General features: G+C 53.3%; 22 protein-coding genes and 1 pseudogene. 4 read left to right on the top strand and 19 right to left on the bottom strand.

The window, feature by feature from the left end; genetic code table 11:
• Positions 1–2: 2 nt before the first annotated feature.
• Both ACFPOF_RS30530 and ACFPOF_RS30535 read right to left on the bottom strand, forming a co-directional pair.
• Entirely contained in the window at positions 3–893 is an 891-nt protein-coding gene (locus tag ACFPOF_RS30530) for a CheR family methyltransferase (RefSeq protein ID WP_378139427.1), read from the bottom strand.
• Between the two features lie 8 nt (positions 894–901).
• The gene (locus tag ACFPOF_RS30535) at positions 902–3,622 is read right to left on the bottom strand and encodes an ATP-binding protein (protein ID WP_378139429.1); all 2,721 of its coding nucleotides are present in this window, start codon (positions 3,620–3,622) and stop codon (positions 902–904) included.
• Positions 3,623–3,899: 277 nt separating this feature from the next.
• Between ACFPOF_RS30535 and ACFPOF_RS30540 the strand changes: the two are divergent.
• Positions 3,900–4,379 (top strand): annotated as a pseudogene (locus tag ACFPOF_RS30540) (formylglycine-generating enzyme family protein); the annotation flags it as partial.
• A gap of 15 nt (positions 4,380–4,394) precedes the next feature.
• Here ACFPOF_RS30540 and ACFPOF_RS30545 read toward each other — a convergent pair.
• On the bottom strand, positions 4,395–5,102 hold the full coding sequence (locus ACFPOF_RS30545) for a DNA alkylation repair protein (protein WP_378139431.1): 708 nt from the start codon (positions 5,100–5,102) through the stop codon (positions 4,395–4,397).
• A 44-nt stretch (positions 5,103–5,146) separates the two neighbouring features.
• Complete coding sequence (locus ACFPOF_RS30550) at positions 5,147–5,875, bottom strand: TetR/AcrR family transcriptional regulator C-terminal domain-containing protein (RefSeq protein ID WP_378139433.1); 729 nt, start codon at positions 5,873–5,875, stop codon at positions 5,147–5,149.
• 89 nt (positions 5,876–5,964) lie between these two features.
• Between ACFPOF_RS30550 and ACFPOF_RS30555 the strand changes: the two genes are divergently transcribed.
• Together ACFPOF_RS30555 and ACFPOF_RS30560 are read left to right on the top strand one after the other, a co-directional pair.
• Positions 5,965–6,333 (top strand): VOC family protein, encoded by a 369-nt coding sequence (locus ACFPOF_RS30555; RefSeq protein ID WP_378139435.1) that lies wholly within the window; start codon positions 5,965–5,967, stop codon positions 6,331–6,333.
• A gap of 34 nt (positions 6,334–6,367) precedes the next feature.
• The gene (locus ACFPOF_RS30560; RefSeq protein ID WP_378139437.1) at positions 6,368–6,625 is read left to right on the top strand and encodes a hypothetical protein; all 258 of its coding nucleotides are present in this window, start codon (positions 6,368–6,370) and stop codon (positions 6,623–6,625) included.
• Between the two features lie 81 nt (positions 6,626–6,706).
• Here ACFPOF_RS30560 and ACFPOF_RS30565 read toward each other — a convergent pair whose 3' ends face one another.
• Positions 6,707–7,576 (bottom strand): sugar phosphate isomerase/epimerase family protein, encoded by an 870-nt coding sequence (locus ACFPOF_RS30565; RefSeq protein WP_378139439.1) that lies wholly within the window; start codon positions 7,574–7,576, stop codon positions 6,707–6,709.
• Between the two features lie 233 nt (positions 7,577–7,809).
• Here ACFPOF_RS30565 and ACFPOF_RS30570 point away from each other — a divergent pair, with 233 nt between their 5' ends.
• Entirely contained in the window at positions 7,810–9,381 is a 1,572-nt protein-coding gene (locus ACFPOF_RS30570) for a glutamate synthase-related protein (protein ID WP_378139441.1), read from the top strand.
• A 435-nt stretch (positions 9,382–9,816) separates the two neighbouring features.
• Here ACFPOF_RS30570 and ACFPOF_RS30575 read toward each other — a convergent pair whose 3' ends face one another.
• From ACFPOF_RS30575 to ACFPOF_RS30640, 14 genes are all read right to left on the bottom strand, one after another.
• Positions 9,817–10,638: an MBL fold metallo-hydrolase gene (locus tag ACFPOF_RS30575; RefSeq protein ID WP_378139443.1), complete on the bottom strand. Its 822-nt coding sequence runs from the start codon at positions 10,636–10,638 to the stop codon at positions 9,817–9,819.
• Between the two features lie 143 nt (positions 10,639–10,781).
• The gene (locus tag ACFPOF_RS30580) at positions 10,782–11,615 is read right to left on the bottom strand and encodes a carbohydrate ABC transporter permease (RefSeq protein ID WP_378139445.1); all 834 of its coding nucleotides are present in this window, start codon (positions 11,613–11,615) and stop codon (positions 10,782–10,784) included.
• A gap of 14 nt (positions 11,616–11,629) precedes the next feature.
• The gene (locus ACFPOF_RS30585) at positions 11,630–12,511 is read right to left on the bottom strand and encodes a carbohydrate ABC transporter permease (protein ID WP_378139447.1); all 882 of its coding nucleotides are present in this window, start codon (positions 12,509–12,511) and stop codon (positions 11,630–11,632) included.
• Between the two features lie 60 nt (positions 12,512–12,571).
• Positions 12,572–13,930, bottom strand: a complete 1,359-nt coding sequence (locus ACFPOF_RS30590; protein ID WP_378139449.1) for an ABC transporter substrate-binding protein — start codon at positions 13,928–13,930, stop codon at positions 12,572–12,574.
• A gap of 93 nt (positions 13,931–14,023) precedes the next feature.
• Positions 14,024–15,625: a response regulator gene (locus ACFPOF_RS30595; RefSeq protein WP_378139451.1), complete on the bottom strand. Its 1,602-nt coding sequence runs from the start codon at positions 15,623–15,625 to the stop codon at positions 14,024–14,026.
• Positions 15,618–17,447, bottom strand: coding sequence for a cache domain-containing sensor histidine kinase (locus tag ACFPOF_RS30600; protein ID WP_378139453.1), 1,830 nt, complete (start codon positions 17,445–17,447; stop codon positions 15,618–15,620). Before ACFPOF_RS30600 ends, ACFPOF_RS30595 begins: the two co-directional genes overlap by 8 nt.
• Before the next feature lie 159 nt (positions 17,448–17,606).
• Positions 17,607–17,879 carry a hypothetical protein gene (locus tag ACFPOF_RS30605; RefSeq protein WP_378139455.1) on the bottom strand — a complete coding sequence of 91 codons (273 nt, stop codon included), beginning with the start codon at positions 17,877–17,879 and terminating at the stop codon, positions 17,607–17,609.
• A gap of 129 nt (positions 17,880–18,008) precedes the next feature.
• A complete protein-coding gene (locus ACFPOF_RS30610; protein ID WP_378139457.1) occupies positions 18,009–19,667 on the bottom strand; it encodes a glycerol-3-phosphate dehydrogenase/oxidase in 1,659 nt (552 codons plus the stop codon).
• 135 nt (positions 19,668–19,802) lie between these two features.
• Positions 19,803–21,293 carry a glycerol kinase GlpK gene (gene glpK, locus ACFPOF_RS30615; protein ID WP_378139459.1) on the bottom strand — a complete coding sequence of 497 codons (1,491 nt, stop codon included), beginning with the start codon at positions 21,291–21,293 and terminating at the stop codon, positions 19,803–19,805.
• Positions 21,294–21,356: 63 nt separating this feature from the next.
• Positions 21,357–21,905: a glycerol-3-phosphate responsive antiterminator gene (locus ACFPOF_RS30620; protein ID WP_378139461.1), complete on the bottom strand. Its 549-nt coding sequence runs from the start codon at positions 21,903–21,905 to the stop codon at positions 21,357–21,359.
• A gap of 137 nt (positions 21,906–22,042) precedes the next feature.
• Positions 22,043–23,191, bottom strand: coding sequence for an alanine racemase (gene alr / locus ACFPOF_RS30625; protein WP_378139463.1), 1,149 nt, complete (start codon positions 23,189–23,191; stop codon positions 22,043–22,045).
• Between the two features lie 3 nt (positions 23,192–23,194).
• A complete protein-coding gene (ald, locus tag ACFPOF_RS30630) occupies positions 23,195–24,328 on the bottom strand; it encodes an alanine dehydrogenase (RefSeq protein ID WP_378139465.1) in 1,134 nt (377 codons plus the stop codon).
• Between the two features lie 133 nt (positions 24,329–24,461).
• A complete protein-coding gene (locus ACFPOF_RS30635) occupies positions 24,462–24,938 on the bottom strand; it encodes a GNAT family N-acetyltransferase (RefSeq protein WP_378139467.1) in 477 nt (158 codons plus the stop codon).
• A gap of 165 nt (positions 24,939–25,103) precedes the next feature.
• Positions 25,104–26,369 carry a Gfo/Idh/MocA family protein gene (locus ACFPOF_RS30640; protein WP_378139469.1) on the bottom strand — a complete coding sequence of 422 codons (1,266 nt, stop codon included), beginning with the start codon at positions 26,367–26,369 and terminating at the stop codon, positions 25,104–25,106.
• Positions 26,370–26,398 lie beyond the last annotated feature (29 nt).

Consider the following 26,398-nt stretch of genomic DNA (forward strand, 5'->3'; position numbering starts at 1 on the left):
GCCTACCCTCGTTCTACAAAGTAGGTTCCGCGATCGGCGGATTCGACTGCTTTGCGATATATTTTTTCTTTCGCGTCCACTTCTTCGAAGCTAACCGCATGTGCTCTAAGAAGTCCTTCTTTGTTGCCGAGACCCAAATAGCCGGATTCAACGAGACTTTCGTTAAACAACCGAAGAACGCGTCGCTGCAGCGATTCATTAAAGTAGATGAGCACATTCCGGCAGATGATCGCATGAAATTCGTTAAAAGAATGATCGATAGCCAGATTATGCTGCGAGAAAATCATATTTTCGGATAAATAGGGCTTAAATTCAACTCCATCTTCGTTAACCGAATAATATTGCGAGAATGCTTCTTCCCCACCTGCCTGCAAATAATTTCTCGTATACAGCTGCATCTTGTGCAAAGGAAACGTCCTCCCTGCTGCTTGCCGCAGCACTTTGTCGTTCATGTCCGTCGCATAGAGCATCGTCTTATGGTACAAACCTTCTTCATGCAGCAAAATAGCCATGGAATACGCTTCCTCGCCCGTCGAGCAACCGGCATGCCAGATACGGATTGCAGAGTAGTTCCGAAGCTGGGGCACGATTTTGCGGCGGAATGCGAGAAAAAAGCTCGGCTCCCGAAACATTTCGGTCACGTTGATCGAGAAGTCGGCGAACAACCGATCCATCACGTTGCGATCATGAAGCACTTTATCCAACAGTCCCAGTATCGAACCTACATTTTCTCCCTGCATGCGGTGAATGATTCTTCTTCGAATCGACGGGTAAGAATAGTTTCTGAAATCTTGTCCGTAATGCCGGTACACGCCTTCAAGCAACAAGGAGATTTCCAGCTTCTCGATCTCGTCGTCATGCGTTTGCGGTAACGAATCGTTGTTCATCTCCATGGGCACGCCTACCTATATAACCAGACTCGAATCAAACTCAATAGTTGATCTACGAGAATCGGCTTGCTGATATAATCGTTCGCGCCCGCCTCGAGACACTTCTCCCGGTCGTACTTCATCGCTTTGGCCGTTAATGCGATAATCGGCAAATTCTCGAATGGCGGCAGCTTGCGGATTTCTCTAATCGCTTCGTACCCGTCCATCTTCGGCATCATAATGTCCATAATGACAAGATTGATGTCGCTATCCTCGTACAGCCGTTGAATGCCTTCCTGTCCGTTCTCGGCGAATGTGACTTCGACTCCTTGGGCTTCCAATACTGTTGTCAACGCGTAAATGTTGCGCAAATCGTCATCGACAAGCAGCACTTTCTTCCCTTCAAGCGATATGCTCGAGCTTTCGCCCGCGGCATCCGGACTTCGCGCTTCGAGCGCCGCCGCAGCTTCCGGAATGGAAAGATGCAGCAGATCTCCGCGAACCTTATGCACCGGTATGTATAACGTAAACGTGCTCCCGGCCCCCTCTTTGCTTTCGATCCGAATCGAACCGCCAAGCAGTTGAGCGATTTTCTGGCAGATGGACAACCCTAAGCCCGTTCCACCGTATTTGCGGCTCGTCGTTCCGTCCGCTTGGCGGAACGCTTCGAAGATGAGTGCCTGCTTCTCTTGCGGGATGCCGATTCCCGTATCCGACACGGCAATCGCAAGTACAACGTCTCCAACGAAGTCTAGCGGCACGCCGATCGCCTCTTCCTTGGCGACCAAGCTGATCTCCAGCATAATACCGCCATGCTCCGTGAATTTGAAGGCGTTGGAAAGCAAGTTCTGCATAATTTGCTGCAGGCGCTGCTCGTCCGTGTAGATCATCAGATCGATGATTCCTTCATCTATGCTCACTTCGAACGTCAAACCTTTGTCATTCGCGACCGGTTCGTATTGGCGCCTCGCGAAGTCAACGAAATGGTGCAGCTTGACCCAATCGGACACGAGCTCCAGCTTCCCGGCTTCAATCTTCGACAGATCGAGCACTTCGTTAATAAGGCCGAGCAGGTCTTTGCCCGACGAATAAATCGTTTGCGAATACTCGATTTGCTTGGCGCTTAAGTTGCCTTCCTTGTTGCTCGCCAGCATCTGCGACAAAATGAGCAAGCTGTTCAGCGGCGTACGAAGCTCATGCGACATATTCGTCAGGAACTCCGTCTTGTAGCCGGAAGCGAGCATAATATGTTCGTTCTTCTCTTCAAGCACCGCTTTGATTTTCTCCAGCTCGGCGCTTTTTTTCTCCGACGCCTCGATCTGGTCCCGCAGTTGCTCGTTTAAAGTCTTCAATTCTTCTTGCTGCAATTGCATCTCTTCGGATTGTGTCTGCAGTTCCTCCGTAATGATCTGCGATTCACTTAATAGCCGCTTAACTTGCATCTGCCCGGCTACGCTCTTGATGGTAATGCCGAGCAGTTCTGTCAGTTCCTCGAGCAGTTGCAGATGGGTCTGGGTAAAAGGCTGGAACGATGCCACTTCGATGACAGCGACAACTTGATTCTCGAACGCTACCGGCGTAATCACGATTTGCGCCGGGGAAGCCGTTCCGAGTCCAGAGGCGATCTGAATATAATCCGAAGGCGGTTCGCTTAAAATAATCGTTTTGTTCTCTTCCGCACATTGCCCGGCAAGTCCTTGTCCGAACTGAAAACCATCCAAACCGATCGTCTCGTTATTCGCCGCGTATGTACCGCCTTTGACCAACCGAGGGATTCCGTCTTCCCCGTCATGCCGATTATAGAAGACGCCGTAGCTCGCTCCGATCAAGGGGGCGACGGCTTTAATGAATATTTTCGCGAGCCCGGTTAGCGTCTGTACCCCCTGATACATGGCGGTAATTTCGGCGACTTTCGATTTCTTCCAATTCTGCTCCTGCAATCGGGAGTTCGTCTGCCTCTGGAACGCCGCTTGTTCTTCAAGAGCTTCCGCCATGACATTGTAGGCGCGCCCGATGCTGGCCATCTCATCCCTCTTGCGTACTTCGATACGCGGCAACCGTTCGCTATGGTCCGCAATAGAAGCTTGCTTCATCACCGTAATAATGTGCGATAAGCTACCTGTTACGCTTCTGTACACCCATATAGCGACGAGCGACGTGCAAATCAGTATGAAGACGATCACTGCGATGATCAGGCGAATGACTAGCCCGTACATGTCGGTCGAATCGTTCAGTGCCGTATCCATTTCATGCTCTTGCAGAGCATTAAACTTCTTGATGTCCTCGAACAGAGCGACCCGGATCGGCTCTGTCTTTTCTCTATGCCACTGCACGGCTTCGTCTTTCTTGCCGATCTGCAGCATCCTGAGCGATTCGTCCGTGCTTTGAACGAAGTCGTCATGCAGTTGATGGAATTCTTGAACGAGCATCCGAGCTTCCGACTTCTCTTCGAACATCCGCTCCAGCTTGTTCAGGTTGTCGTTTAATCTTTTTTTCGTATCGTTAATCTTGGCAACGCTTTCTTGAAGCTTGTTCGTTTGCAGCGTAATCAGTTGCTCATTCGTCTCTGTATTGATGAGATTGATGTCCGAACGTACGACGTTGGCAAGTTTCACTTTGGAGTAATTTTCGTCTACAATTCCGTGCATAGCCTCATTCATACTAAAAAACATTTTCAGAACGATGGCGGAAAACACGACCAGTAAAACCAAAATTGTCGCGAACCCCGCGATTAGCTTCGTGCGGAATTTCATCGAAAAAACACCTTTCTAGGGAGTGTCTGAATACTCCGAGGGAAGGAGATTTTGCCGAATTTTCGTTCCATGCAAGGAACTTTTGTGAAGGCGTACCGGGGTACGTCGAGCAAAAGTGACGAAGCAGGGGGCGAAAAGGCGGTGAAAGATGCCCCCGAGCGAGTTTTCAGGCACGCCCCAGTCCGAAAATATCCCTCCATTCTTAGTTATAGCCGAATTCCCCTCGTAGTGCCAGAAAAAATTGGAAATAGGGCCATTGACAGCGAAACACAATTTAATCGTGAACGTCTCATGGCTCGATGCCATCGCTTTCTGCAATCGGTTATCCGAGCAATCGGGGTTGAAACCATGTTATGCGATCGATGGGAACGATGTGGGGATCGACTGCGACTGGGAAGCGAACGGTTATCGCCTTCCGACGGAAGCGGAGTGGCAATATGCTTGCAAGGCGGGGACGACCGGGTACAAGTACGGGGAACTCGACCGATTTGCTTGGTACGAGGAAAACTCGGGAGGCGTCATTCATGACGTAGGTCAGAAGGAGCCGAACGCTTGGGGGCTATTCGACATGCTCGGTAACGTGTGGGAGTGGTGCTGGGACTTGTACGATGAGAATGTCTACGGGTCTTATCGGATTTTCCGCGGCGGCAGTTGGGCAGACACGGCCCGAGGCTGCGGAGCGACATGCCGCCGCCGCAGCCATCCGACTTTCTCGATCGACGACCTGGGGTTCCGCCTGGCTCGGACCGTGCGATGACGTTGCCCTCTTTGGCTAACATCTCACATGTTTGCGTTTGAACCCCAGTTGTCCTCGGGTTAGGGCTTTCTGAATGTTATCTGTGGCGTTCAACAGCTTGGGCTTCGACTTGACCTGGCCGACTTCAACCGGGCCAACCGCCTTGGCGGTCTCGATCGCACGTTCGTGCAGCGGTACGTAGGACACGGCCACCGTATAAATAAACTGGTTCATTGCGTACTTTGCCCGTTCGGGTGCTCCATGTATCGTACTTTGTGCTAGCTCTAGCATGCCCGCCAGTTTGCTCTCGGAGAACTCGTGATCCGGCCGATTGCCTATCAGCCAACAATAACAGCTCCACCCCGCAGACATTCTCAATTCCTCGCCGCTTGCTATCCATTTGTCGGCTACCGCTTGCGCAATATCCGCCTCCGACAGCGTGACCGCGACTACGAAGTCCGACAGCATATAGAAGTACGCCGCATCGATCCAGCGCTCGAAGTCCGCTTCGGCCATCTCTTTCGGGTCCGCGATAATGCCCGCGAAATACATCGCGTCATAGTTGCCCGTCGCGTAAAGCTGCTCCGCAAGCGGCTGATCGATCTTGATCTTCTTCACAAGCGGCTTCATCTCGCCCGTCGCCACGCCAAAGAGCGGCTCTCTCGCTCCGTTGGACATATACATTTTCTTTAACCGCTCCTTGCCGAGCGCTTCGAGTTCCTGCATGACTGTGTCTGCGTTCATTGGGGTGCTCCTTATCTCGGGGGATGTATAACGAATGAGTTGCCTTAATTGCCCGGCATGAGTTTGACTGAAAAACCGTCTATTAATACACTCAGCCCAAAATGAAACTCGTTCTCCCAATTCGTTTTCGTTGTATAAGTAGCAAGACGAATCATATTCGGAAATTGTTCCTCAGGCAGCTGGCGGAAAAATTGATCCACCTGTTCCCCCATTTCCTCGTATGAAACATCCTGGTCTTTGGCGATTGACTGCAACTGATCCTCCTCTGCCACAAAGCCTAGCACGTAATTTTTGAGCATGGAGGCGATCCACGGTACTTGGAGATCTGCAAATCCCGCAGAAACAAGCAATTGGTACAACTTCTCAATCTGGGTTAACCGTTCGTAACCGGATGCAATCGTCTGGCTAAACAACTCAACCGCCCCCCGGTGGGAGAGAAGGACTTTTCTAAATTGCCCCGCCCACTGATAAATCTGATCTTGCCAAGGCAGCCCCGCTTCCGGCCAAACCATTTCTCTACATATCCGGTCCAAGAGCAATTGCATCAATTGTTCTCTATCTTTGACGTGATAATACAGAGATGCCGTTTTCACCTGTAATTTATCGGCTATCTTCCTCATGCTTAATTCTCTCAAACCCATCTCGTTTAATAACTGAAGAGCAGTTTCCAATATTCGAGCCTGATCAAGCGGGATATGAATTGGATCTTCAACAATTAAAGCGTTCGATACTCGAGTCGTTCGTCGTCTCGCCATTACGCGCACCTCTTTCACTTGACAAGTATATCATGTTTTCGTATTCTAACACCATTAGATTATTCTAATATCATTAGATTATATGTAACGGAGAGGAGATCCACGAAATGAAACTTAATCATTTGAATTTGTGCGTTTACGATCTTTCTGAGGCCATTCCCTTTTTCCAAAATGTTTTCGACTTCCAGCTTTTAGATCAAAAAGGTGAATTTATTGCTGTGATGACCGACGGTCACGGGTTTACCCTAGTTCTGAGCAAACTTCAGTCCGATCGAAACGAGGCAGCCCCTTACCCGAAAGATTTTCACTTAGGGTTTTATGTCGATACTCGGGCCGAGGTCGATCAATTCTATCAGAAAATTGCGGCGGCCGGCATTGCAACCGAACATGAACCTAGAGTGTTAAGAAGCGGATACACTTTGTATTTCAAGGGTCTGGACGGCATTCTTTTTGAAGTAACCTGTTATAATGACTAATGATTGAGAAAATGGATTCGTAGGAACGATGGGCGTGGGCGATCCTTCGAGCGACCTAGTGATGGCATGGAATTTTTTCGATGACAACAGTCGCCAAATTTACCTGAACCGCATGAACTTAGGAGAAGATACGATCAACCGCGCACGCGGATGGGCTTTGTGGAAGGCACTAATCAGCTACCAGTGGAATGAAAAAGGTTCGGAGTTATCCAATTGGGGGAAACGCGTGCTGGATGTTATTGTTCGGGATTCGGGGGTTAGGTATGTTTTCTCGACGTTTCATCGCGAATAAAAAACAGGCCAGCTCACGGCCTGTTTTTTTTATTCTATATATTGTCGCACACACATCTGTGACGTTCGAGCGTTTCACTTCCTATTCCAACTCCAATTCCGCCCACTGCTTCCGCACAAGCTGCATCAAATATAGTGACTGGCGCCAACGATCGCTCACTTCTTGCGTGCGCGCACCTAGTTCGTCCGTCGTGATCGCGTACGATGGCGGCCCCAGTTCGATGACGACAGGGAAAGTTCGCCCCTCGTTCGCCGGATCGGCGCGCCAGTGACGCATACCTTCCTTCCACCACCGCGCGAAGTGTGCCACCATTGGATGTTCGCCTTTATCGTCTCCTACGCCGCCGTCGATTTGAATCTGTTCGCCGTTGGAGATGCGCGTGTGAATGCTGGATGTTCGCGGCAGCAACTTGCCGAGCCAATTTTCCGCTTCCGGCGATATCGAATGCAGCTCCCCTGCGACGACATAATGCGAGTAGTCGATCGTCAGCCGCAAGTCCGGCAACACCTCGACGAATTCCGCCGTTCGGATAAGGTCTTGCGTCACTGTGCCCCTGTGTGTCTCGACGAACGCTGGAATGCCTGTTTCGCGTGCAACCTCATCTAACCCACGTAACAATGTCAGCGCTTCTTCGCCAACCGCAAATGGTTTCAGCACCTGCATATTGACGAAATCCGCTCTCCTAAGCGTAGCTGCTTTCTCCAGAAATATTTTCAAGTCCTCCACCGAGGACGGGTACGCGTTCAAACTGAAAGAAAGCCCGTAACGTTCGAGCCTGTCGAACCATTCGTCCGCTTCCTCCGGCTTGAGCAAGAAGCCGTTAATGCCATCAAACCCGCCTTCTGCAATCATCTGCACTTTCCGTTCGACCGTTAACTGCCCTCGATCGGCCTCGGACAAGTTGTCCATCGCCCACCAGGACATCTGCACATCCAATCGTTGATTCGCCATAACAAACCATCCTTCCGCCGTTATCGGCTGCCGAAATCACACATGATTTAACGGTAACATTCGCCTAAGCCGTTCGGAAGTAACGATTCTGCCTTTAACTACCGGGATTCTGCTATTCGTTGCAAAAATGTCCACACCAAAAAGTCGAGCCCCATGTTCCAGCACGATTAAGTGTATACTGTTCACATAGGCATCCATTTTCACCCATGATCACTTTTGGGAGGTCTCACGCATTGGCTATCACGCTGCTTACCATTCTCATCGTCATCATCGTCGTCCCGCTGCTTATTTTCCTCGGTTACATGTACGCCTTGTCCAAAAAAGCGAAGCATTCCATCATCCGCTCGCACCCGTTTCTGGGTTGGATTCGCTATTTGCTCGAGAAACTCGGTCCCGAATTCCGCCAGTACTGGTTCGACAACGATACGGAGGGGAAACCTTTCTCCCGAGCCGATTTCGTCGGTCTTGTGTACGCAGCCAAGTATCGGACGGACTTGATCTCATTCGGCGGCAAACGCGATTACGAGAAACCCGGTTACTACTTGTCCAACGCGTTGTTCCCGAAGCTGACAAGCGAACTTCGCATCGACAACGAAACACTCGTACCCGGCAAAAAGTACGTCATTACCGACGAAGGTTTGTTTACGCGCAAAGAAAAAGTGGTGGACGAACAAGTGAGACGCTGGTTGCTCCGTGACGATGATGCTATCGTCGTTGGTGAAAATCGCCGATACCCATGGACGCTCAAAGGGATGTTCGGCGCATCCGCAACGTCGTTCGGAGCAGTCGGCGAAAACTATATTCAATCAACCGGCAATGGTGCTGTGATGGCGGGCGGTTCCTGGATCAATACGGGGGAAGGCGGCGTCGCAGAGGTACATCTGGAGACAGGTGCCGATATCGTCTCGCAGATCGGTCCAGGTCTGTTCGGTTTCCGGGACGATGTGGGACACTTCTCGATCGAAGCGTTCAAGCGCAAAGCGGAACACTCGAATATTAAAGCGTTCGAACTGAAATTCCACCAAGGCGCCAAAATCCGCGGAGGCCACCTGGAAGGCTCCAAAGTGACGGCTAAAGTCGCCGCCGCCCGCCTCGTTCCCGTCGGCAAGACAGTTAACTCGCCGAACCGCTTCGAGTTTCTGACAAGTCCGGAAGAAGCGCTGCGTTTCATTGCCACGTTGCAAGAAGAAGGCGGCAAGCCGGTCGGCTTTAAAATCGTCGTCGGTGATCCGAAACGGCTCGAACCGCTGTTCCAGGCGATGATCGACCTTGACATTTATCCGGACTTCATCACGGTGGACGGGTCCGAAGGCGGTTCCGGAGCTACGTTCAAAGCGATGGCCGACGGCATGGGCCTACCTCTCTATCCTGCTCTGCTCATTCTCGATGATCTGGCGAGATCGTTCGGCGTTCGCGAGCGGTTCAAAATTTTCGCATCGGGCAAGCTCATCACGCCGGACAAAGTGGCGATCGCCCTCGCACTCGGCGCTGACTGCGTCAATTCAGCACGCGGTTTCATGATGGCTAACGGCTGCATTATGGCGATGCAGTGCCATACCGGTAAATGTCCGACCGGCATTACAACGACGGATGCCAAGTTCCAAGAGGCGCTCGCGGTCGAAGAGAAGCAATGGCGGGTTATGAACTATATTTTGCAGCTACGAGAAGGCGTGTTCTCGCTGGCTGCTGCTTGCGGACTGGACAGCCCGCGCCAATTCCGCCGGGAACATGTCGTGTTCACGGACGAAAGCGGGCGCAGCGTCCGCATCGCGGATTTGTTCCCCGTAACGCAAGCGTCGCGTTAAGTTAATGCGCCTCGCGAAGTAATTCGCCGAGATTCGGGGCTGTGTGTCGCGAGTTAATGCGCCTCGCGAAGTAATTCGCCGAGATTCGGGGCTGTGTGCCACGAGTTAATGCGCCTCACGAAGTAATTCGCCGAGTAGCGGGGCTGTGTGCCGCGAGTTAATGCGCCTCGCTAAGTAATTCGCCGAGTAGCGGGGCTGTGTGCCGCGAGTTAATGCGCTTTGCGAAGTTATTCGCCGCGAATCGGGGCTGTGCGCCGCGAGTTAATGCGCCTCGCTAAGTAATTCGCCGTGGTTCGGGGCTGCCCGCCGCAAGTTAATGCGCCTCACGAAGTAATTCGCCGAGTAGCGAGGCTGAGCGCCGCAAAAAAAAGGGAGCTACACCATCGTTATGCGAAGATAACGATTGGATAGCTCCCTTTTGCAATTGCGCCGAACCTATTCAATTTCCAACTGCATCCCATCATAAGCGACCTGGATGCCATGCGGCTCAAATATAGCTTGGAAATCCGTATGCAATAATTGTGCATTATGAGAGAAGTGCGTGACGACTACAGAACCGCCATCTTTCAGTATGCCGTCGTCTCTAAGGCGTGCGTTCGTCTCGAGCACGGCTTCGATGTTCATATGCGACTTGCGATAAGGAGAATGGCCCATCGTACATTCCAGGATGGCCAGATCAAGTTTCTTGTCCTTCAGCCAATCCCACGTCTCGTCAGGGAACGTGCCACTGTCGTGGCCGTATAACATCGCTTTGCCGTTCTTCTCTATATAATAGAGGAGACACGTTTCCATCGGGTCGTGAACCACAGGAAGCGGAACCGCAAAACCGTCGTGCAACTCGATGCGGCTGTACGGGCGAACGCGGTTCAGCGAATAGCGGCCTTGCGCTCCGCCTTCCGCGTCAAGCTTCGCCTTGATCATCGTCACAACCAGCTCGTTGCCATACACCGGAAGAGGGCTATCCGCAGTCCGGGTGTACCCGGGCAGCCGCGCCACCAAATCTTCAGCGTACAAATGGTCCGAATGCGAATGTGTGAAGAGAAGCGTTCGAATAGCCTCTAAGTCTAACCGCTCGCGCACCATATGAGTGAACGTATCCGGCGGAAAATCAATTTTCAAATCGTCATCCAGCATCACAGACGTACGCGTGCGTATCTCTTTGCCGCCAAGCTCGAACGCTTTTTTGCACAATTCGCACCCGCAGAACATCGCTGGAATGCCTTCGAACGCCGCCGTTCCGAGAAATCTTACTTTCATCTTCCCATCGCCCCTTGTCCATCGTCCATCGTCGGTCTCGACCGTCATTTTACCCGACAACCCGCCGCAGTTCAAGCACGCCGGCAGGATGCACGCGCAGCCGATGAACGCAGGGGTCAAGCTTCGCGGAGTCCTCTGACCGCTTACCCTTTAACCGCAGAACTAACCGTGAGCGCCTTCTCGACTTGTTCGGAGAACAGCATGTAGACGAGAATGGTCGGAATCGTCGACAGCACCATAACTGCGCCCATCGCGCCCCAGTCCGAAGTAAACTGCGTCTGGAAGTACAGCAAGCCGAGCGGCAGCGTCTTCAGCGAATTGTCCGCGATCATAACAAGCGCGACGAGGAATTCATTCCAGGCGAACAAGAAGACGAAAATGCTGACCGACGCGATCGCCGGCACGACAAGCGGCACCATAATGCGGAAAAACGTCGTATACACGCTGGCGCCATCGATGGCGGCCGATTCTTCAAGCTCATGGGGCAGCGACCGGAAAAAGCCGTAAAAAATAATCGTCGCGAAACTTAGTTGGAAAGCGACGTACGGTACGATAACGGCAAGGTAGCTGTTCTGCAAGTGCAGCGTTTTCTCCAGAATGAGCAGCGGGATCAAAATAATCTGCATCGGGATAAACATCCCTGCTGTCATATACAAGCGGCTTGCATCGGCAAGCTTCCACTTCATACGCGCAGATGCGTAAGAGAACATGAGTGCCAGCAAGACGGTCACGACTACCGTCCCCGCCGACACGATAAAGCTGTTCTTGAAATACATCGTCATATCGAACGCGTCGAACGCGTTGCGGTAATTTTCGATCCGCCATATTTTCGGTAAACCGAATACGTTCGTCGAGAAAATCTCTTCATTATTTTTGAAAGAATAGAACAGAAGCCAGACGAGCGGGTACAAGCTGATTAGCACGTAAAAAGAAAGGGGACCATAGGCCAGCGCTTTCTTGACGGTACGCGTGAACATGGGACGCCCTCCTCTTAGTAGCTGATTTTGTTGCGCGCAATGAAACGGTTGATGAGAATCGTAAAGAGCAAACATTCGAGCACGAGCACGGTCGCCGCAGCGGAACCATAGCCGTATTCGCCCGATCGGAACGCGGCTTTGTACATCATAAATGTGAACGTGTACGTGATGTTGCCCGGTCCGCCGTTCGTCATGACGTACATATCCTGGAAGGCGTTTAATCCGCCTGTGATCGCGATGATGAGACAGAACTTGTACGTCTCGCTAAGCAGCGGGATCGTAATTTTCCAATGGGATCTCCAGAAAGATGCACCGTCGATTTTGGCCGCTTCGTACAATTGTTCGGGAATCGACTTGATCGCCGCGTAGATGAGTACGATGTGAATGCCCAAGTAGTGCCACGCATTCGAGAAGGAGACAGCCCAGATCGATGCGTGCTGATCGCTCAGCCAGCCTTGCTGGTAACCGAATCCGAGAGCGGCGAAAATGCTGTTGATCAGGCCGCCGTCCGAGTTGTAGATCGCGATCCACAACTGCGACACGACAACGCCGGACAAGACGACCGGAACGAAATACGCCGTCTTGAAAAACTTGCGGCCGCGCAGCTTCTTGTTGCTCATCGAGATCGCCAGAACGGTGCCGAGCAGCATCTGATAGATGACGAGCACGAAAGCGAAAATGAGACCGTTCTTAAGCGACACCCAGAAATCGTCGTCGTCGAGCAGGCGCGTAAAGTTGTCGAAGCCGATAAACGTCGCCGGAGACAAGCCGTCCCAGTCGAAGAAGCTTCGATAGAACGTCTGCATGATCGGATACACAACGATGAGCGAGAAAAATAGCAGCGTCGGCACCGTGAAGACGATAATCGCCAGATTGTATTTTTGCCTAGTCGTCATAGGTCCTCCTTACGGAAACAGGTCATCCCGCGAATAAGGACAACCTGTCTCCTACTGCTATTATTTACGTGCGTTTTCGAGCGCTTTGTTCATATCCTTGATGTAGCTTTCCGTTTTCTGTCCGGCGAGCAGCTTCTGCGTGTTGTCTTCGACCGCCGTTTTGAACTTCGCATTCTCGTAACCCCATGCGAAAGTCGTCATCGTTTTGAAGTTGGCCGAGTCATCCGCATATTTCTGCTGAAGCGGATTGAGGCCGTTCGTAGGCGCCACTTTCTCGGCGAGAATCGAGTTCGGGTCTCCGATCTGAATGACGCGTTGCTTCGCGAATTCAAGCGAGTACAGCGCCGCGTATTTGGCCGCGATTTCTTTGTTCGCCGAATTGTTGGATACCGCGAAGCCTTGGTTAAAGCCGCCGCCGCTGACGTTCCATTGCACGCTCTCTGCTTTGTCCGCGTCTGCGAGAGGCGAATACAGAATGCCTGCTTTGTCGCCCATCTTGTCGTAAATGTCGCCCAAGGACCAAGCGCCGTTCAAGTACATCGCCGCTTTGCCGGAGATGAATTGCGCAGCAGCATCGTCTGCAGTCGTATTAAACGCGTTTTTGGACAACAGGCCCGCCGACGCAAGCTGCGTCAATTTGTCTGCCGCTTTGGCATAAGCTTCGTCGGAGAACGTGCCTTCGCCGCCGTCGAGCTTTTTCAGACCGGCAGGCTCCGAGCCGACGACAGCCATATCGAGCAGTTGCACGCCCGGCCATTTTTCTTTGGCGAATAGTGCGAGCGGCGTAATGTTTTTCGCTTTGAACGCTTTAACCGCGTCCATATATTCGTTGAAGTTCGACGGAACTTTGACGCCGTTCTGATCGAACAGCTCTTTGTTGTAGTACATAACGGCAGCCCATTGACCGACATTAGGTACGGCATAGGAATGTCCGTCTTTGTTCCGGAGCATCGGCTTGGAGGAATCGTTCAGCTTCGACTCGATGTCGAGTTGCTTCACGATGTCGTCCATGACGTACAGGTTATTCGAATTTTTAAACGTTTCGATCAGGCCGCTGGATGCGAAGAAGATATCAGGCAAGCTGCCTGCCGCGGCGTACGTTTTGATTTTCTGCTCGTCGTCCTGCGCCGCAACTTCGAATTCAACGGATACTTCAGGCATGACCGCCTTCATCGCTTCTACAGCCGCATCGTATACACCTTTTTCCGGACCGCTGTATTGCGCGTAAAACTTCAATTTAACCGAGCCGGCTTCAGGAGCTGCGCTCGCCGAGCTTGCAGGAGCTTCACTGCTGGCGCCGCCGCTGGCCGAAGGGCTCGCTGCAGGTTTATTGTCGTCGTTCGATCCGCATGCCGCAAGCACCGACAAGAGCACCGTGCTGGCAACGACGGTCGAAGCTTTTTTCGTAAATTTGTTCATGTGGACATCCCCCTTGATCGGTTATATCCCGATTGTACTCGCGGTCCGCAACACCGATAAGGGAAAAATCGGAACACATTTGTACATTTCCGCCTATTTGGTTAATGTTGCTTCATATTCGCTCGGGCTTATCCCCGTATACTTCTTGAACGTCTTGCTGAAATGGCCGGCATCTCCGTAACCGACCATCTCGGCGATGTCCGTCAGCCGCAAGTTTCTTCCCGAGACGAGCAGTTCCTTCGCCTTCTGCATTCTCGTATCGAGAATGAAGTCGCTGACGCTTTTCCCGTAAGCCTGATTAAACAGCTTGAGCAAGTAACGCGACTGGATGAACAACCGCTTGGCGATGTCGTCGACCTTAAGCGCGCTATCCGCGTAATGCTCGTTGATGTAGGCTACCGCTTGTTCCAGCGTCTTCCCCGACTTCGTGCGGATGGCGCTCCGCGACTGGCGAAGCACCGTCATATACAGCTCCCGAATCCAGCCGAAGGCGGAATCTAGGCTTGAATGCTTCATAATCTCGCGAAACGGCGAGAAGTCTTCCGGCAAAACCTCTTCCGGCTTTTTCCCGATCTCGTGAATGTAGGTCAGGCACAAGGAGACAAGTCCAGCCAGAATCATATGAATGGAGTCGCTGGATAGCCCGCTCGTCTCGACGTACTGCCGAATCGCGTCCAGATTGCTAGTGACTTCCTCTTCGTTATGTTGCCTCATCTGAACGAGCAAATTCTCGTTGATCTCGTGCGGATAGAAGCCGACGCTCGAGGAACGCGATTGAATGTCCTCGTATCGGATGACGTCGCCGAAATCTAGCGAAATCTTGTTGCGGATCGCGATAATCGATTCGATATAGGATTTGCGGATGGCGGCGATGCCGTCTCCCGCCGTGCCGATGCCGGCCGTTACGGTGAAGCCGAAGTTGTGCCTCTTGATCATCGCGCACAGCTTGCGAAGCCCGTCCAGACAGAAAGCCGCTTGGCCCGCTTCCTCCGCGGCGTAACCAAGCAGCAGGATGACCCGATTTTCCGGTCCGTTAAAAAGGTACATCGTGCTCATCGGCTTCACAATGTCGTTGAGCAGATTGGCGACAATATATTGGCGCAGACGGATTTCCCGGGAATCAAGCAACGGCTCGTTCATCGCATCGATCTCGACGGAGGCGACCTGGAACCGCATGCCGCCTCCCTGTAGCCGGAACAGTTCGAGCTGCTCGGCGATTTGCGGATGCTCCTCTTCGCATTCCCGGCTAATGAGCAAATTCAGGAAGCTTTCCTTCCAGACAAGCCTTTCCTTCTTCGTGTTATCCTGCTCAAGGCGGGCTTGCTCGATGATGCTCTTTACTTTCGTTAAGGAGATAATTAATTCTTCCTTGTCGAATGGCTTCAGAATGTAGTCGCTGACCCCAATCTTCAGCGCCGCTCGGGCATACTCGAATTCGCTGTGACCGGTAACGAAAAGCATAAACGTACCTGGATAGTCCTTCTTCACCGCAGTTGCGAGATCCATCCCGTTCATATGAGGCATATTGATGTCGATAAAAGCAACGTCAGGGCGCTCCTTGTCCACGAGCTCGAGCGCTTCAAGTCCGTTCTTCGCTTCGCCGCATACCTGAAAACCATAAGCTTCCCAATCGATGACATGATGAAGGTATTTCCTGAACTGGATCTCGTCGTCTACGAAAATCACTTTATACATGATCGCTCAAATCTCCTGTCTTCAGCGGTATCTCGACTGTGATCGTCGTGCCTACTCCGCTTTCGCTATGCACACGGACACCGTATCGTTCGCCGTAATACAGCTTGATTCGCTCATCCACGCTGCTTAGGCCGAACGAGATTTTCCCCGTTTGCCCCGCCGCTCGCTCATCGTTCCAGTCCGCTAGCTTGGCCTCCGGAAATCCAACTCCATCGTCTGAAACCCGGAGCAGGAGAATGCCATCCTGCTTGCTGCCCTCAACAGCGATATGGCCGAAACCTTGCTTCTCCTTAATGCCGTGGTAGATGGCGTTCTCTACTAGCGGCTGCAACGTCAGCTTCGGAATCGCATAACCAAGCAGTTCGTTCGGAATATGGATTTGATAGTCGAACTGATCGGCGTATCTAGCGTTCTGGATATACAAATAACTTTCGATATTGCGTACTTCTTCGCGGATAGAGATAATCTCTTCCCCGTTGCTAAGCGCCGCACGATAGAAGTCGGCGAGTGCCTTTGTCGTTCGTCCCGCTTCTTCATTCTCGCCTGTCATGCAGTTCACATAGATCAAATCGAGCGTATTGTAGAAAAAGTGCGGCTTGATCTGGTCCTGCAACAACGCGAGTTCGTATTCCCTTTTGGCCTTCTGCTCTTCCTTCACCCTGGACAGCAGATCGTTGACCCTGCCGAGCATCATATTCAGTCCAGAGCCGAGAATACCGATCTCGTCTCCGCGAGTCACTTCGATCGGGCGATCCAGATTCTCATCCCGAATACGGCTAACATAACGGGCGAGACTCATAATCGGCACCGCGATCGCACGCGACAACACAATCGCGCCGATCAGGGCGAGCAGCAGGCAGACGCCGCTGACGACGAGAATGATTTTCGATACTTGCCACGATTCTTTCGTCAGCTCCTTCAGCGGAATTTCGTTGACCAGCCGCCAATTCTGCTTGCCGAACGGCATCGAGGTGAGCAGAATCTTATCGCCGTCTCCGTCTACCGCTTCTTCCGCCAACATTTTTCCAGACAAAATATCCGCCTTCTTCTCCTCGCCCATCGGCTGCAGCACACGGGCTTCGTCCGCGGAAGACACGATAGTCCCTTCGTTGTCCACGATGGAATAACCGCTGGACTGAACAGGGCCGACAGGCCGGTAAACGGAAGACAGCGCCTTCTCGCTGATGTTCACCAATAAGTAACCGAGCGTCTCCAGCGTCTCCGTGTCCATAATTTTTTTACCGACAGTAAGCACGGGCTTGTCTGCATCTTTCGTCCAGTAAGCCCTTCTCTGCATTGGGAACCAGTTGAGTATACCGTTGCTGCCTGCCACCGTCTTCAGCATATCGCTCTTCACGCCTTCGGCCGATCCTTGCAGCAGATCCGGATCCGTCACGTACAGATGACCGTTCTTATCCATAAATATGGCAGACTCTACGTCCTGGAAAATCAGCCGAGCGAAATCAAGCTTGTTCTCGACCTGGCTGCGCAGCACGTAGTCGCTCGTCTGCCATTCTCCGTCCTGCCGCGGCTGCTTCTCGAGCGTCTTGAGCAACTCTTCCTTGTTCAGATCGAGCATGATCATGTTCGAGAAGCTCTCCGCGTTGGACATGATCGTATCGATCCGCGTCGTAATGAGCCGGGACTCGTCCAACATATTTTTCTTCGTCTTCTTGATGACGGCGTCCGTGTTTACGGTGTAAGAGAAATAGCTGAGGAGCAGAAGCGGAATAAATACGAGCGGGACGTAAATAAACAAAATTTTATTCAAAATCCGTTGCCTCTTAAACCAAGGAGTGCCGCCGGGATTTGTCGATTTCATGCGCCTCTTCCTCTCCGAGCTGCGTGCAGGCTTGATCTTAGAGTAATTAAAACAAAAAGCACCCCACGCAACAACACTTTTGTGTTATCTTCGCGGGGTGCGGCGTTAGCTGATCAGAAAGAATAAATTTAGTCGCTATATCCTCGCTTGATATCATCATCACCAAGCCATGGGCTCCACGATATGCTGCACACCATTGCTGCCTGATCTTGCGGTTCGCTGCCCGTCTGACATCAGAATAAGCGAATATTCGCGTAGTCGTCCAAGTGTGCAAAGTGACCGAACGCGTCTGTAGCGCCCCCTGTAACGATGAAATTCATCGCACCATGCCGCCGTTCTGTCCATTTCAATGCTGTTGCGATGTTTTCCATCGTTATTGGAAAGAATTCGGCCATTTCGCGTCTGCAGCGCCCCTGTAACGATGAAATTCATCGCACCACGCCGCCGATCTGTCCATTTCAATGCTGCTGCGATGTTTTCCATCATTATTGGGAAGAGTTCGGCCATTTCGCGTCTGTATCGGCCCCTGTAACGATGAATTTCATCGCACCATGCCGCCTGCTAAGCTTCGACCGCCTCTTTCATCAGCCGCTCGACTTCTTCTGCATACTCGTTGCGCCGCTCTTCCGTCCAGTTGCTCCGCTCGGCCATCGCCGCGATGACGCCTGCACCCCACCGACGCACGGAGGCGATGTCGAAAAACATCCATCCTGTCCGGCGCACAAGGAAATCTTGCGGTTTGACGACCATCTCCTCGTCCATCGCATACTTTAGCTGCGCGGCAATCGCCAGAGGCAAGCCGTTCCGTTCCGCCCACGCCCGCGTTTCGACGTTCGCCGCGACCGCGAACAGCGAATCGACGTTGGAGCCGTAAAACTTCGCCAGCGCTGCGGCTTCTTCTTTCGTGAAGCCTAATTTCGCACCATCTTGCGTCTTCTCCGCGACGTAACGTCCATAATTGGCGGAGCCGCCGACATCTCCACCGGAAATCGGAATATTTATCGTGCGGCACGCGCCCGCATTTGCTCCCGCTCGAACGCCCTCAGCAGCGAGCCGCTTCGCCACATCGTCTACAATCGATTCTGCCATTTTCCGGTATCCCGTCAGTTTGCCCCCGGCAATCGAAATCAATCCGGACGAGGAATGGAAGATTTCATCCCGCCGCGAAATTTCAGATGGATCTTTGCCCTCTTGATGAATGAGCGGCCTTAAACCCGCCCAACTGGATTCGATGTCCGCATCCGTCAGCCGCAATTCCGGGAACATGAAGTTCGCCGCGCCAATCAAATACGTGCGATCCGCTTCCGTCGCTCGAGGACGGTCGATTTCTCCTTCGTAATTCGTGTCGGTCGTCCCGAAATACGTTTTGCCTGCGCGGGGAATCGCAAACACCATTCGGCCGTCCGGCGTATCGAAATAGACCGCCTGGCGAAGCGGAAAGCGCGACTGATCAAATACAAGATGAACACCTTTCGTGAGGCGCAGCGTCTTCCCGGACTTCGAACCGTCCAATTCGCGCAAGCCATCCACCCATGGTCCGGTCGCATTCACGACTTTCGCCGCAGACACTTCGAATACGGTACCGCCGATCGTGTCGCGAACGGCCGCTCCCGTCAGCTTGCCGTCTCCGTCGTACAACAGGGAATCTACGCGAGCGTAGTTAACCGCCAGAGCGCCGAGCTCGCATGCTTTTTTTAACACTTCGATCGTCAGCCGGGCGTCATCGGTGCGGTATTCGACGTAATAGCCGCCGCCTTTCAGCCCCTCGCGCTTGAGCAGCGGTTCTCTCCGCAGCGTCTCCCCGGCGCTGAGCATCGACCGACGCTCCCCTTTCTTGACGCCGGCCAGAAAATCGTACACGCGAAGACCGATCGACGTCGAGAATTTCCCGAACGTTCCCCCGGCGTACAGCGGAAGCAGCATCCATTCCGGCGTCGTGACGTGAGGGCCGTTCTCGTATACGATCGCCCGTTCCTTGCCCACTTCGGCGACGACGCCGATCTCAAACTGCTTCAAATATCGCAAGCCGCCATGCACGAGTTTCGTCGAGCGGCTCGACGTCCCCGCCGCGAAATCCTGCATCTCGACAAGACCGACGCGCAACCCTCTGCTTGCCGCGTCAAGGGCGATGCCCGCTCCGGTAATGCCGCCGCCGATGACGAGCAAGTCGACCCGGCTATCCCGCATATTCGTCAATATTTCATGTCGTTGTGCCAACATTCGTCATCTCTCCTTCGGGAGCAAAAAGAAAAAACCACAATAACCGCTTCCGAGGGCCAATCTCCCCGGAAACCATCATCGTGGTTTCTCCATGAACTCCAACCGATATTAACTTATAGGGGTATCATAGCACCGTTACTCCGCGAACGCAATGGCCGCCTTTACCGCCCGGCGCCAGCCCGCGTACAACCGCTGTCTTTCCTCATCCGCCATGTTCGGGCGATATTCGCGATCGACTTGCCGCAGCTTGCTGATCTGCTCTTTGCTGCTCCAATATCCAACTGCTAGCCCCGCTAAATAAGCGGCTCCAAGCGCCGTCGATTCGTTCACGACCGGCCGCGCGACGGGAACTCCGAGCATGTCGCTCTGGAACTGCATCAGGAAATCGTTCTTCACCGCGCCGCCGTCGACCGCAAGCGTCGACAGTGTAATACCTGAATCCCGCTCCATCGCCTTCAAGACGTCTTTCGTCTGATAAGCGAGCGATTCGAGTGTCGCCCGCACGAAATGCGCTTTGGTCGTTCCACGCGTCAAGCCGAATACTGCCCCGCGAACGTCGCTGTTCCAGTAAGGAGTACCAAGGCCGACAAAAGCAGGCACGACATATACGCCTTCCGTACTTCCTGCCTCCTCGGCCAGCCGCTCGCTCTCTGCAGCGTCGGCGATAAACTTCAAGCCGTCTCTCAGCCACTGGATAGCTGCTCCGGCGACGAATACACTGCCTTCCAGCGCATACTCGACTTTGCCGTTCACTTCCCATGCAATTGTCGTGAGCAAGCCGGACGGCGAGCCAATCGCTTCCGCTCCGGTGTTCATGAGCATGAAGCAGCCCGTTCCGTACGTATTTTTGACGCTGCCCGCCGTATAGCATCCTTGGCCGAACAGCGCTGCTTGCTGGTCGCCGGCGGCGCCTGCGATTGGAATCGCCAGACCGAACAAGCTTTCATCCGTCTCTCCGTACACTTCGGAGGAAGAGCGCACTTCCGGCAGCATCGCTTGCGGTATGTTAAGCAGCGCAAGCAGTTCGTTGTCCCACTTCTTCTCGTAAATATTGAACAATAGCGTGCGGGAAGCGTTCGAGACGTCCGTCACATGTACGCGACCGGTCGTCAATTTCCAGATGAGCCAACTGTCGATCGTACCGAATAGAAGCTCGCCTCGTTCAGCCCGCTCGCGGACGCCCGGCACCGTCTCCAGCATCCAGGCAATCTTCGTTCCGGAGAAATAGGCATCCACGACGAGCCCGGTTTTCCGTCTGAACGTCTCTTCGTGCCCCGCCTCCTTTAACCGTTCGCAAATACCGGCTGTCTGGCGGGACTGCCAAATAATCGCCGGGTAGATGGGCTGCCCCGTCGCGCGATCCCAGACGACTGTCGTCTCTCGCTGATTCGTAATTCCGATACCCGCGATACGGTCGGCCCCGACGTTCGATTTCGTAAGCAAGCAGCTGATCACATCAACCGCCGACTGCCAGATTTGCTCGGCGTCGCCTTCAACCCAGCCCGAGTGCGGATAAGTCAGATCGATCTCCTGTTGTTCCCAGCTTACGATGCCGCCATGTTCGTTCACAAGCAAAGCCCGCGTACTTGTCGTTCCTTGATCTAACGCAAGCATGTAACGTTCCATTGTTCCATTCCTCCCAAGCTTCCGGTATGTTCGCGGTTTAACTGCCTTCCTCGCCTGTCGGCTTTACGTCTTCCACAGCTCTCGCCGCGATGTCGTAATTGCCGTTGCCCCGGCGTCCAGCGCCGTTCGAACATCGGCTTCCGTCCGGATTAGCCCCCCTGCGATCACCGGAATGCCCGTTCTGCTCTTCACTTCCTGAATCATATGCGGGATAACGCCTGGCAACACTTCGATGAAGTCCGGACGAGTCTTCTCGAGCAGCAAATAACTTTTCTCCAGCGCTCCGGTATCGATCAGGAACAGCCGCTGAATCGCCAGACATTTGTTCTGCTTCGCCTTCAGAATGACACTGCCCCTCGTTGAAATCAGACCAGCAGGCCTTACATGCTGGCACAAATATTCCGCCGCGTACTCGTCGTTCTTCAACCCGTCGACGAGATCGGCATGCAGCAGCACCTTTTTGCCATGCTGTTCCCCCAGTTCCACCATCGGACGCAATTGACCCAGATGACCTCCGAGCAGCACGACGTAGGCGTACGGGGTGGACAGTGCCGCTTCCATCTCCTTGCCCGTTTTCACGGCCGGCCACACCGTCTGGCTATGAATAAGCATGCGCACCCTCCGTTCTCAAGACGTAAAAAAATCCGCATCGAAATACCGTCCTATAAGGACGAGCTAACGATGTGGATCTCCCATTCTCCATCACATTATGAACTTGAGCCTATTATAGTCCCTTCGCAAAAAGTGCGTCAACACCGGAATCCGTTTTCAACATAAATACGAGGCACTCTCTTGCCTACCTTGCACACGACTTCATAGTTGATCGAGCGCAGGTTTCCCGCCACGGCGTCGATTGACACCGCGCCACCTTCCGATGCCCCGAACAACACGACTTCGTCCCCGACGCGAACGCCCGGAATGCCGGTTACATCGATCATGATCTGGTCCATGCACACAGTGCCGACGACCGGCGCGGCGCTCCCGTGAACGAGCACCGTCCCGTTGTTGGACAACTGTCTGGAATAGCCGTCCGCGTAACCAATCGGCAGCGTGGCGATCAGACTATCTTCTTCTGTCGTGTAGCGGCGGCCATAACTGACAGACGTGCCTTGCGGGACGGAGCGGAGCGCAACGATGCGTGTTTTCAGTTCCATCGCGGGAATGAGCGGAAGCGGCGTGCACCTTTCTTGAGAGAAGGGTGACAGACCGTACAACGCGATTCCGACCCGAACCATGTCCATATGCATATCGGGAAACTTCAACGTTGCCGCGCTGTTGCAGCAATGTTTGACAGGAAAACGGATGCCCCGCTTCTCCAGATCGGCGATCATATCGACGAATCTGGACAATTGCATGCGGGTATACACCTCATCTTCGTTGTCCGCGTTCGCGAAGTGCGTAAATATCCCTTCTAGCTCGATACAGCCGCTGTCCAACGCTTGCGAGGCAAGCGAGTAAGCCTCGTCCGCCGAAGCAACGCCAAGCCGGGTCATGCCGGTATCGATTTTCAAATGCACGCGTGCCCGGCGATTAAGCTTCCTGCAACCAGCGATAATGGCGTCCATTGTTTCTTCCGCAAACACCGTCATCGCGACTTCGCGCCGAATCGCTTCTTCGACCGCACGCGAGGAAATATGACCGAGAAGGAGAATCGGAGCGCGGATGCCCGCATCGATCAGCGCGATCGCTTCGTCCAGAAAGGCAACGCCGAGATCGCTCGCTCCCGCCTCAAGTGCCGCCCGGGCGACTTCGACGGCGCCGTGACCGTAACCGTCCGCTTTAACGACGGCCATCATCCGGCACCTTTCTCCGAGCCCGGAACGGATCGTTCTTACATTGTGACGGATCGCTTCCAGCGACACTTCCGCCTGCGTATCCCTGTAACTCGCCGTAACCATTCGTCAGCTTGGGTTGGCTGCAAGCTCCAGCGTATCCTCGAACGGCACATAAGTGTAACCCAGATCGGTAGCTACCGCGCGATGGGTAACGTGACCAGCGGCAACGTTAACGCCCGGACGTAGCCCTGGATTGTCTTGAACGGCCTGGCGCACGCCTTTGTTCGCGATTTGCAGCGCGTAAGGGACGGTCGCATTCGTTAGCGCGATCGTTGACGTTCTCGGCACCGCGCCCGGCATGTTGGCCACGGCGTAATGCACAACACCGTGTTTAACGAACGTCGGGTTGTCATGCGTCGTAATCCGGTCGACCGTCTCGAAAATACCGCCTTGGTCGATCGCTACGTCCACGACGACGGAACCCGGCTTCATTGCTTGAATCATCGCTTCCTTGACCAGCTTCGGCGCTTTCGCCCCCGGAATAAGTACCGCTCCAATGACCAGATCGGATTCCGCAACGGCGTCGGCGATGTTCATCGGATTGGAGATAAGCGTACCGATCTGTGCGCCGAAAATATCGTCCAGCTGGCGCAGCCGTTCTGCGCTAAGGTCGATGATCGTCACGTCTGCCCCGAGGCCGACCGCGATTTTCGCCGCATTCGTCCCAACGACGCCGCCGCCGATAATCGTCACTTTACCGCGTCTAACGCCTGGTACACCGCCAAGCAGTATCCCCTTGCCGCCGAATGGCTTTTCCAGAAATTGCGCACCGATCTGCACCGACATCCGACCTGCAACTTCACTCATCGGCGTTAGCAGTGGCAACGTACGGTTCGCTTCGACTGTCTCGTAAGCGATCGCAGTCACGCCTTTTTCCGTCAGTGCTTTAGCCAGTTCCGGTTCGGCCGCCAGGTGCAAATACGTGAACAGAATAAGCCCTTGACGGAAGTGGCCGTACTCCGACGACAAAGGTTCCTTGACCTTCATCACCATATCGACGGAAGCCCACACTTCTCCGGCAGTCGCTGCAATGGCGGCCCCCGCACTCACATACTCTTCGTTCGTAAATCCGCTGTTGATGCCGGCATTCGTCTCTACGACGACTTGGTGTCCTGCACTCACAAGTGTTACTACGCCTGCTGGCGTTATCGCTACACGGTTTTCATTGTTTTTGATCTCTTTCGGTATACCGATCCGCATGAAAGAGAACCCCCTTCTTCTTGGTCATGTTAGCTTTCCTACACCAAGTATAAGAGAGGAAGTCCGATTCGGATTCGTGATAAAACATCAAAAATCGTGCGCCTATTTGTCCTTTTTAACAAAGGAATTAATCTTAACGGCGATCGGTATGCAACTCTTGCCTCAGCCTGATCATGTCCCGGCACTGTATGCCGTCCTCGAAAATTTCTTCATCATAATGTCTGACGAAGAAATCGTGATCGATGCCGGTAATGCGGAATCCGCATCTTTGGTACAGAGCCAACTGCCTCACGCTTGAATTGCCTGTCCCGATCTCAACGGAATCGGCTTGAAGCTCGACAGCGACCGCGATCGCTTTGTGCAGCAGTTGCCTGCCGATGCCTTTCCCTTGATGCTTCTCTTCGACCGCTATATTAACAATTTCATATGTTTTCGGATGCGTATGAATGAGTACGAATTCACCGACAAGTTCGTCTTCATCATATGCCAAATAACAAATGCCGCGGCCGATATAGTCGTCGATGAGCGACTTGGAGGGATCTGCCAGCAGCAGCAAGTCGTACGGGATCGCATCATGATGAGGATCTAGCTTTGCAAATCGAATGGCCATGTCTGTCGGCTCCTTCTTGTTTCGCGTTTATGCGATGTGCTTCAGTGTTCCGCCTCCATGTTACCACGAGGGCAATGGCAGCAACAGTGGCGTAATCGCAAAAAAGCTCCCCGACGATCGCCGAATGGCGTCGTTGAGGAGTTTTTTCGTGGAACTAATCTTGTACTAAGCGCCTTCAAACCCTCGCGCAAACTCTTGCAGACTCAAGCTTGTACCGTCAACTCTCGACTGTTCCGCCGCGAATGCCATCAAGTGGCTTTGCACCGAACGATCGGCAGACGTCAACCCCCGGTTTCCGCCGCCTTCCCGCACCAGTCTCAGGAAGTCTCGCATCAGTCCCCAGTCTCCGCCGCCGTGGCCGACATGGCCTCCGCGGTCTTCGAATACGATCCGCTCGGTTTTGCCGGATCCGAAATGCAAAATTTCGATTTCGTTCTTTTCCATCGCGCCGCGTATTTCGCCTTTCGTGCCCATTAGCTTGATCGTACGACTAACGTCCCTTGTGAATGCGCTCATCGTGAACGACGCCGTCACTTCGTTCGCAAACTCCAAGTTTACGACTTGATGATCGACGACATCGTTGTCGCAATGATAGACACATCTGCCGTAAGGGCCGGTCTGCAATGCCCTGTAGCGTGCTTCATAACTCAAATCATCGCTGATTGCAGACGTCGGCCAATGCAAATCGTTCCTTAAATATTGCTTCGGTGCATAGTATAGGCAGTCGTCCGCCGCCGGGCAACCGTCCAGACAGCGCAGCGGCGCACCCTCAGGCGCTTGATCGGCCTTAAAGTGTGAGAGCGAGCCGAATGAAGACACCCGCACGCAATCCGAACCCGCCAGCCAAAGCAGGATGTCCAAATCGTGGCAGCTCTTCGCCAGAATCATTGGGCTCGACTCGTCTTTACGCCGCCAATTGCCTCTAACGAAGCTATGAGCTTGATGCCAGTACCCTACGTTCTCATTGTGAGAAATAGACATCAGTTTGCCGATCGCACCCTGCTCCAGCAATTGTTTGATCGTGGAGAAGAAATTCGTATAACGCAGCACGTGGCAAATGGAGAAAATGCTATTGGTCTGGGCAGCCATTTGCCCCATCCGTATGCATTCTTCGGCACTTGGCGACATCGGCTTCTCGAGCAGCACATGGTAACCCGCTTCAAGCGCCTTCATCGTCGGATCGAAATGCTGCTTGTCCTGGGTACAGATCAGAACGGCATCCGCCAGCTTCGGGCCTGCGAACAAGTCGTCCCAATGCGCGAAGCACTGTTCATCAGATAAGCCGTGTTGCTCCTTGAAGGCGTTCCTTCTCTCGGCCACAGGCTCCGCCACAGCAACAATCTGCATCTCATGAGGATTTTGCAGCGCGTAATTCGCGTAGTTAAAGCCTCGTTGCCCTGCACCAATGAGCGCAACCGTTATTTTTTTCATGCCATTATCCTCCCATTTCAAACCTTTCG

The organism is Cohnella soli (assembly GCF_042655525.1).
In the GTDB taxonomy this organism is placed as follows: Bacteria; Bacillota; Bacilli; order Paenibacillales; family Paenibacillaceae; genus Cohnella; species Cohnella soli.

Excerpts from the sequence above, each read along its gene's own strand:
- ACFPOF_RS30530 (WP_378139427.1), bottom strand. The coding sequence starts at position 893 with ATGGAGATGAACAACGATTCGTTACCGCAAACGCATGACGACGAGATC.
- ACFPOF_RS30535 (WP_378139429.1), bottom strand. The coding sequence starts at position 3,622 with ATGAAATTCCGCACGAAGCTAATCGCGGGGTTCGCGACAATTTTGGTT.
- ACFPOF_RS30545 (WP_378139431.1), bottom strand. The coding sequence starts at position 5,102 with ATGAACGCAGACACAGTCATGCAGGAACTCGAAGCGCTCGGCAAGGAG.
- ACFPOF_RS30555 (WP_378139435.1), top strand. The coding sequence starts at position 5,965 with ATGAAACTTAATCATTTGAATTTGTGCGTTTACGATCTTTCTGAGGCC.
- ACFPOF_RS30565 (WP_378139439.1), bottom strand. The coding sequence starts at position 7,576 with ATGGCGAATCAACGATTGGATGTGCAGATGTCCTGGTGGGCGATGGAC.
- ACFPOF_RS30575 (WP_378139443.1), bottom strand. The coding sequence starts at position 10,638 with ATGAAAGTAAGATTTCTCGGAACGGCGGCGTTCGAAGGCATTCCAGCG.
- ACFPOF_RS30580 (WP_378139445.1), bottom strand. The coding sequence starts at position 11,615 with ATGTTCACGCGTACCGTCAAGAAAGCGCTGGCCTATGGTCCCCTTTCT.
- ACFPOF_RS30585 (WP_378139447.1), bottom strand. The coding sequence starts at position 12,511 with ATGACGACTAGGCAAAAATACAATCTGGCGATTATCGTCTTCACGGTG.
- ACFPOF_RS30590 (WP_378139449.1), bottom strand. The coding sequence starts at position 13,930 with ATGAACAAATTTACGAAAAAAGCTTCGACCGTCGTTGCCAGCACGGTG.
- ACFPOF_RS30595 (WP_378139451.1), bottom strand. The coding sequence starts at position 15,625 with ATGTATAAAGTGATTTTCGTAGACGACGAGATCCAGTTCAGGAAATAC.
- ACFPOF_RS30600 (WP_378139453.1), bottom strand. The coding sequence starts at position 17,447 with ATGAAATCGACAAATCCCGGCGGCACTCCTTGGTTTAAGAGGCAACGG.
- ACFPOF_RS30605 (WP_378139455.1), bottom strand. The coding sequence starts at position 17,879 with ATGAATTTCATCGTTACAGGGGCGCTGCAGACGCGAAATGGCCGAATT.
- ACFPOF_RS30610 (WP_378139457.1), bottom strand. The coding sequence starts at position 19,667 with ATGTTGGCACAACGACATGAAATATTGACGAATATGCGGGATAGCCGG.
- glpK (WP_378139459.1), bottom strand. The coding sequence starts at position 21,293 with ATGGAACGTTACATGCTTGCGTTAGATCAAGGAACGACAAGTACGCGG.
- ACFPOF_RS30620 (WP_378139461.1), bottom strand. The coding sequence starts at position 21,905 with ATGCTTATTCATAGCCAGACGGTGTGGCCGGCCGTGAAAACGGGCAAG.
- alr (WP_378139463.1), bottom strand. The coding sequence starts at position 23,191 with ATGGTTACGGCGAGTTACAGGGATACGCAGGCGGAAGTGTCGCTGGAA.
- ald (WP_378139465.1), bottom strand. The coding sequence starts at position 24,328 with ATGCGGATCGGTATACCGAAAGAGATCAAAAACAATGAAAACCGTGTA.
- ACFPOF_RS30635 (WP_378139467.1), bottom strand. The coding sequence starts at position 24,938 with ATGGCCATTCGATTTGCAAAGCTAGATCCTCATCATGATGCGATCCCG.
- ACFPOF_RS30640 (WP_378139469.1), bottom strand. The coding sequence starts at position 26,369 with ATGAAAAAAATAACGGTTGCGCTCATTGGTGCAGGGCAACGAGGCTTT.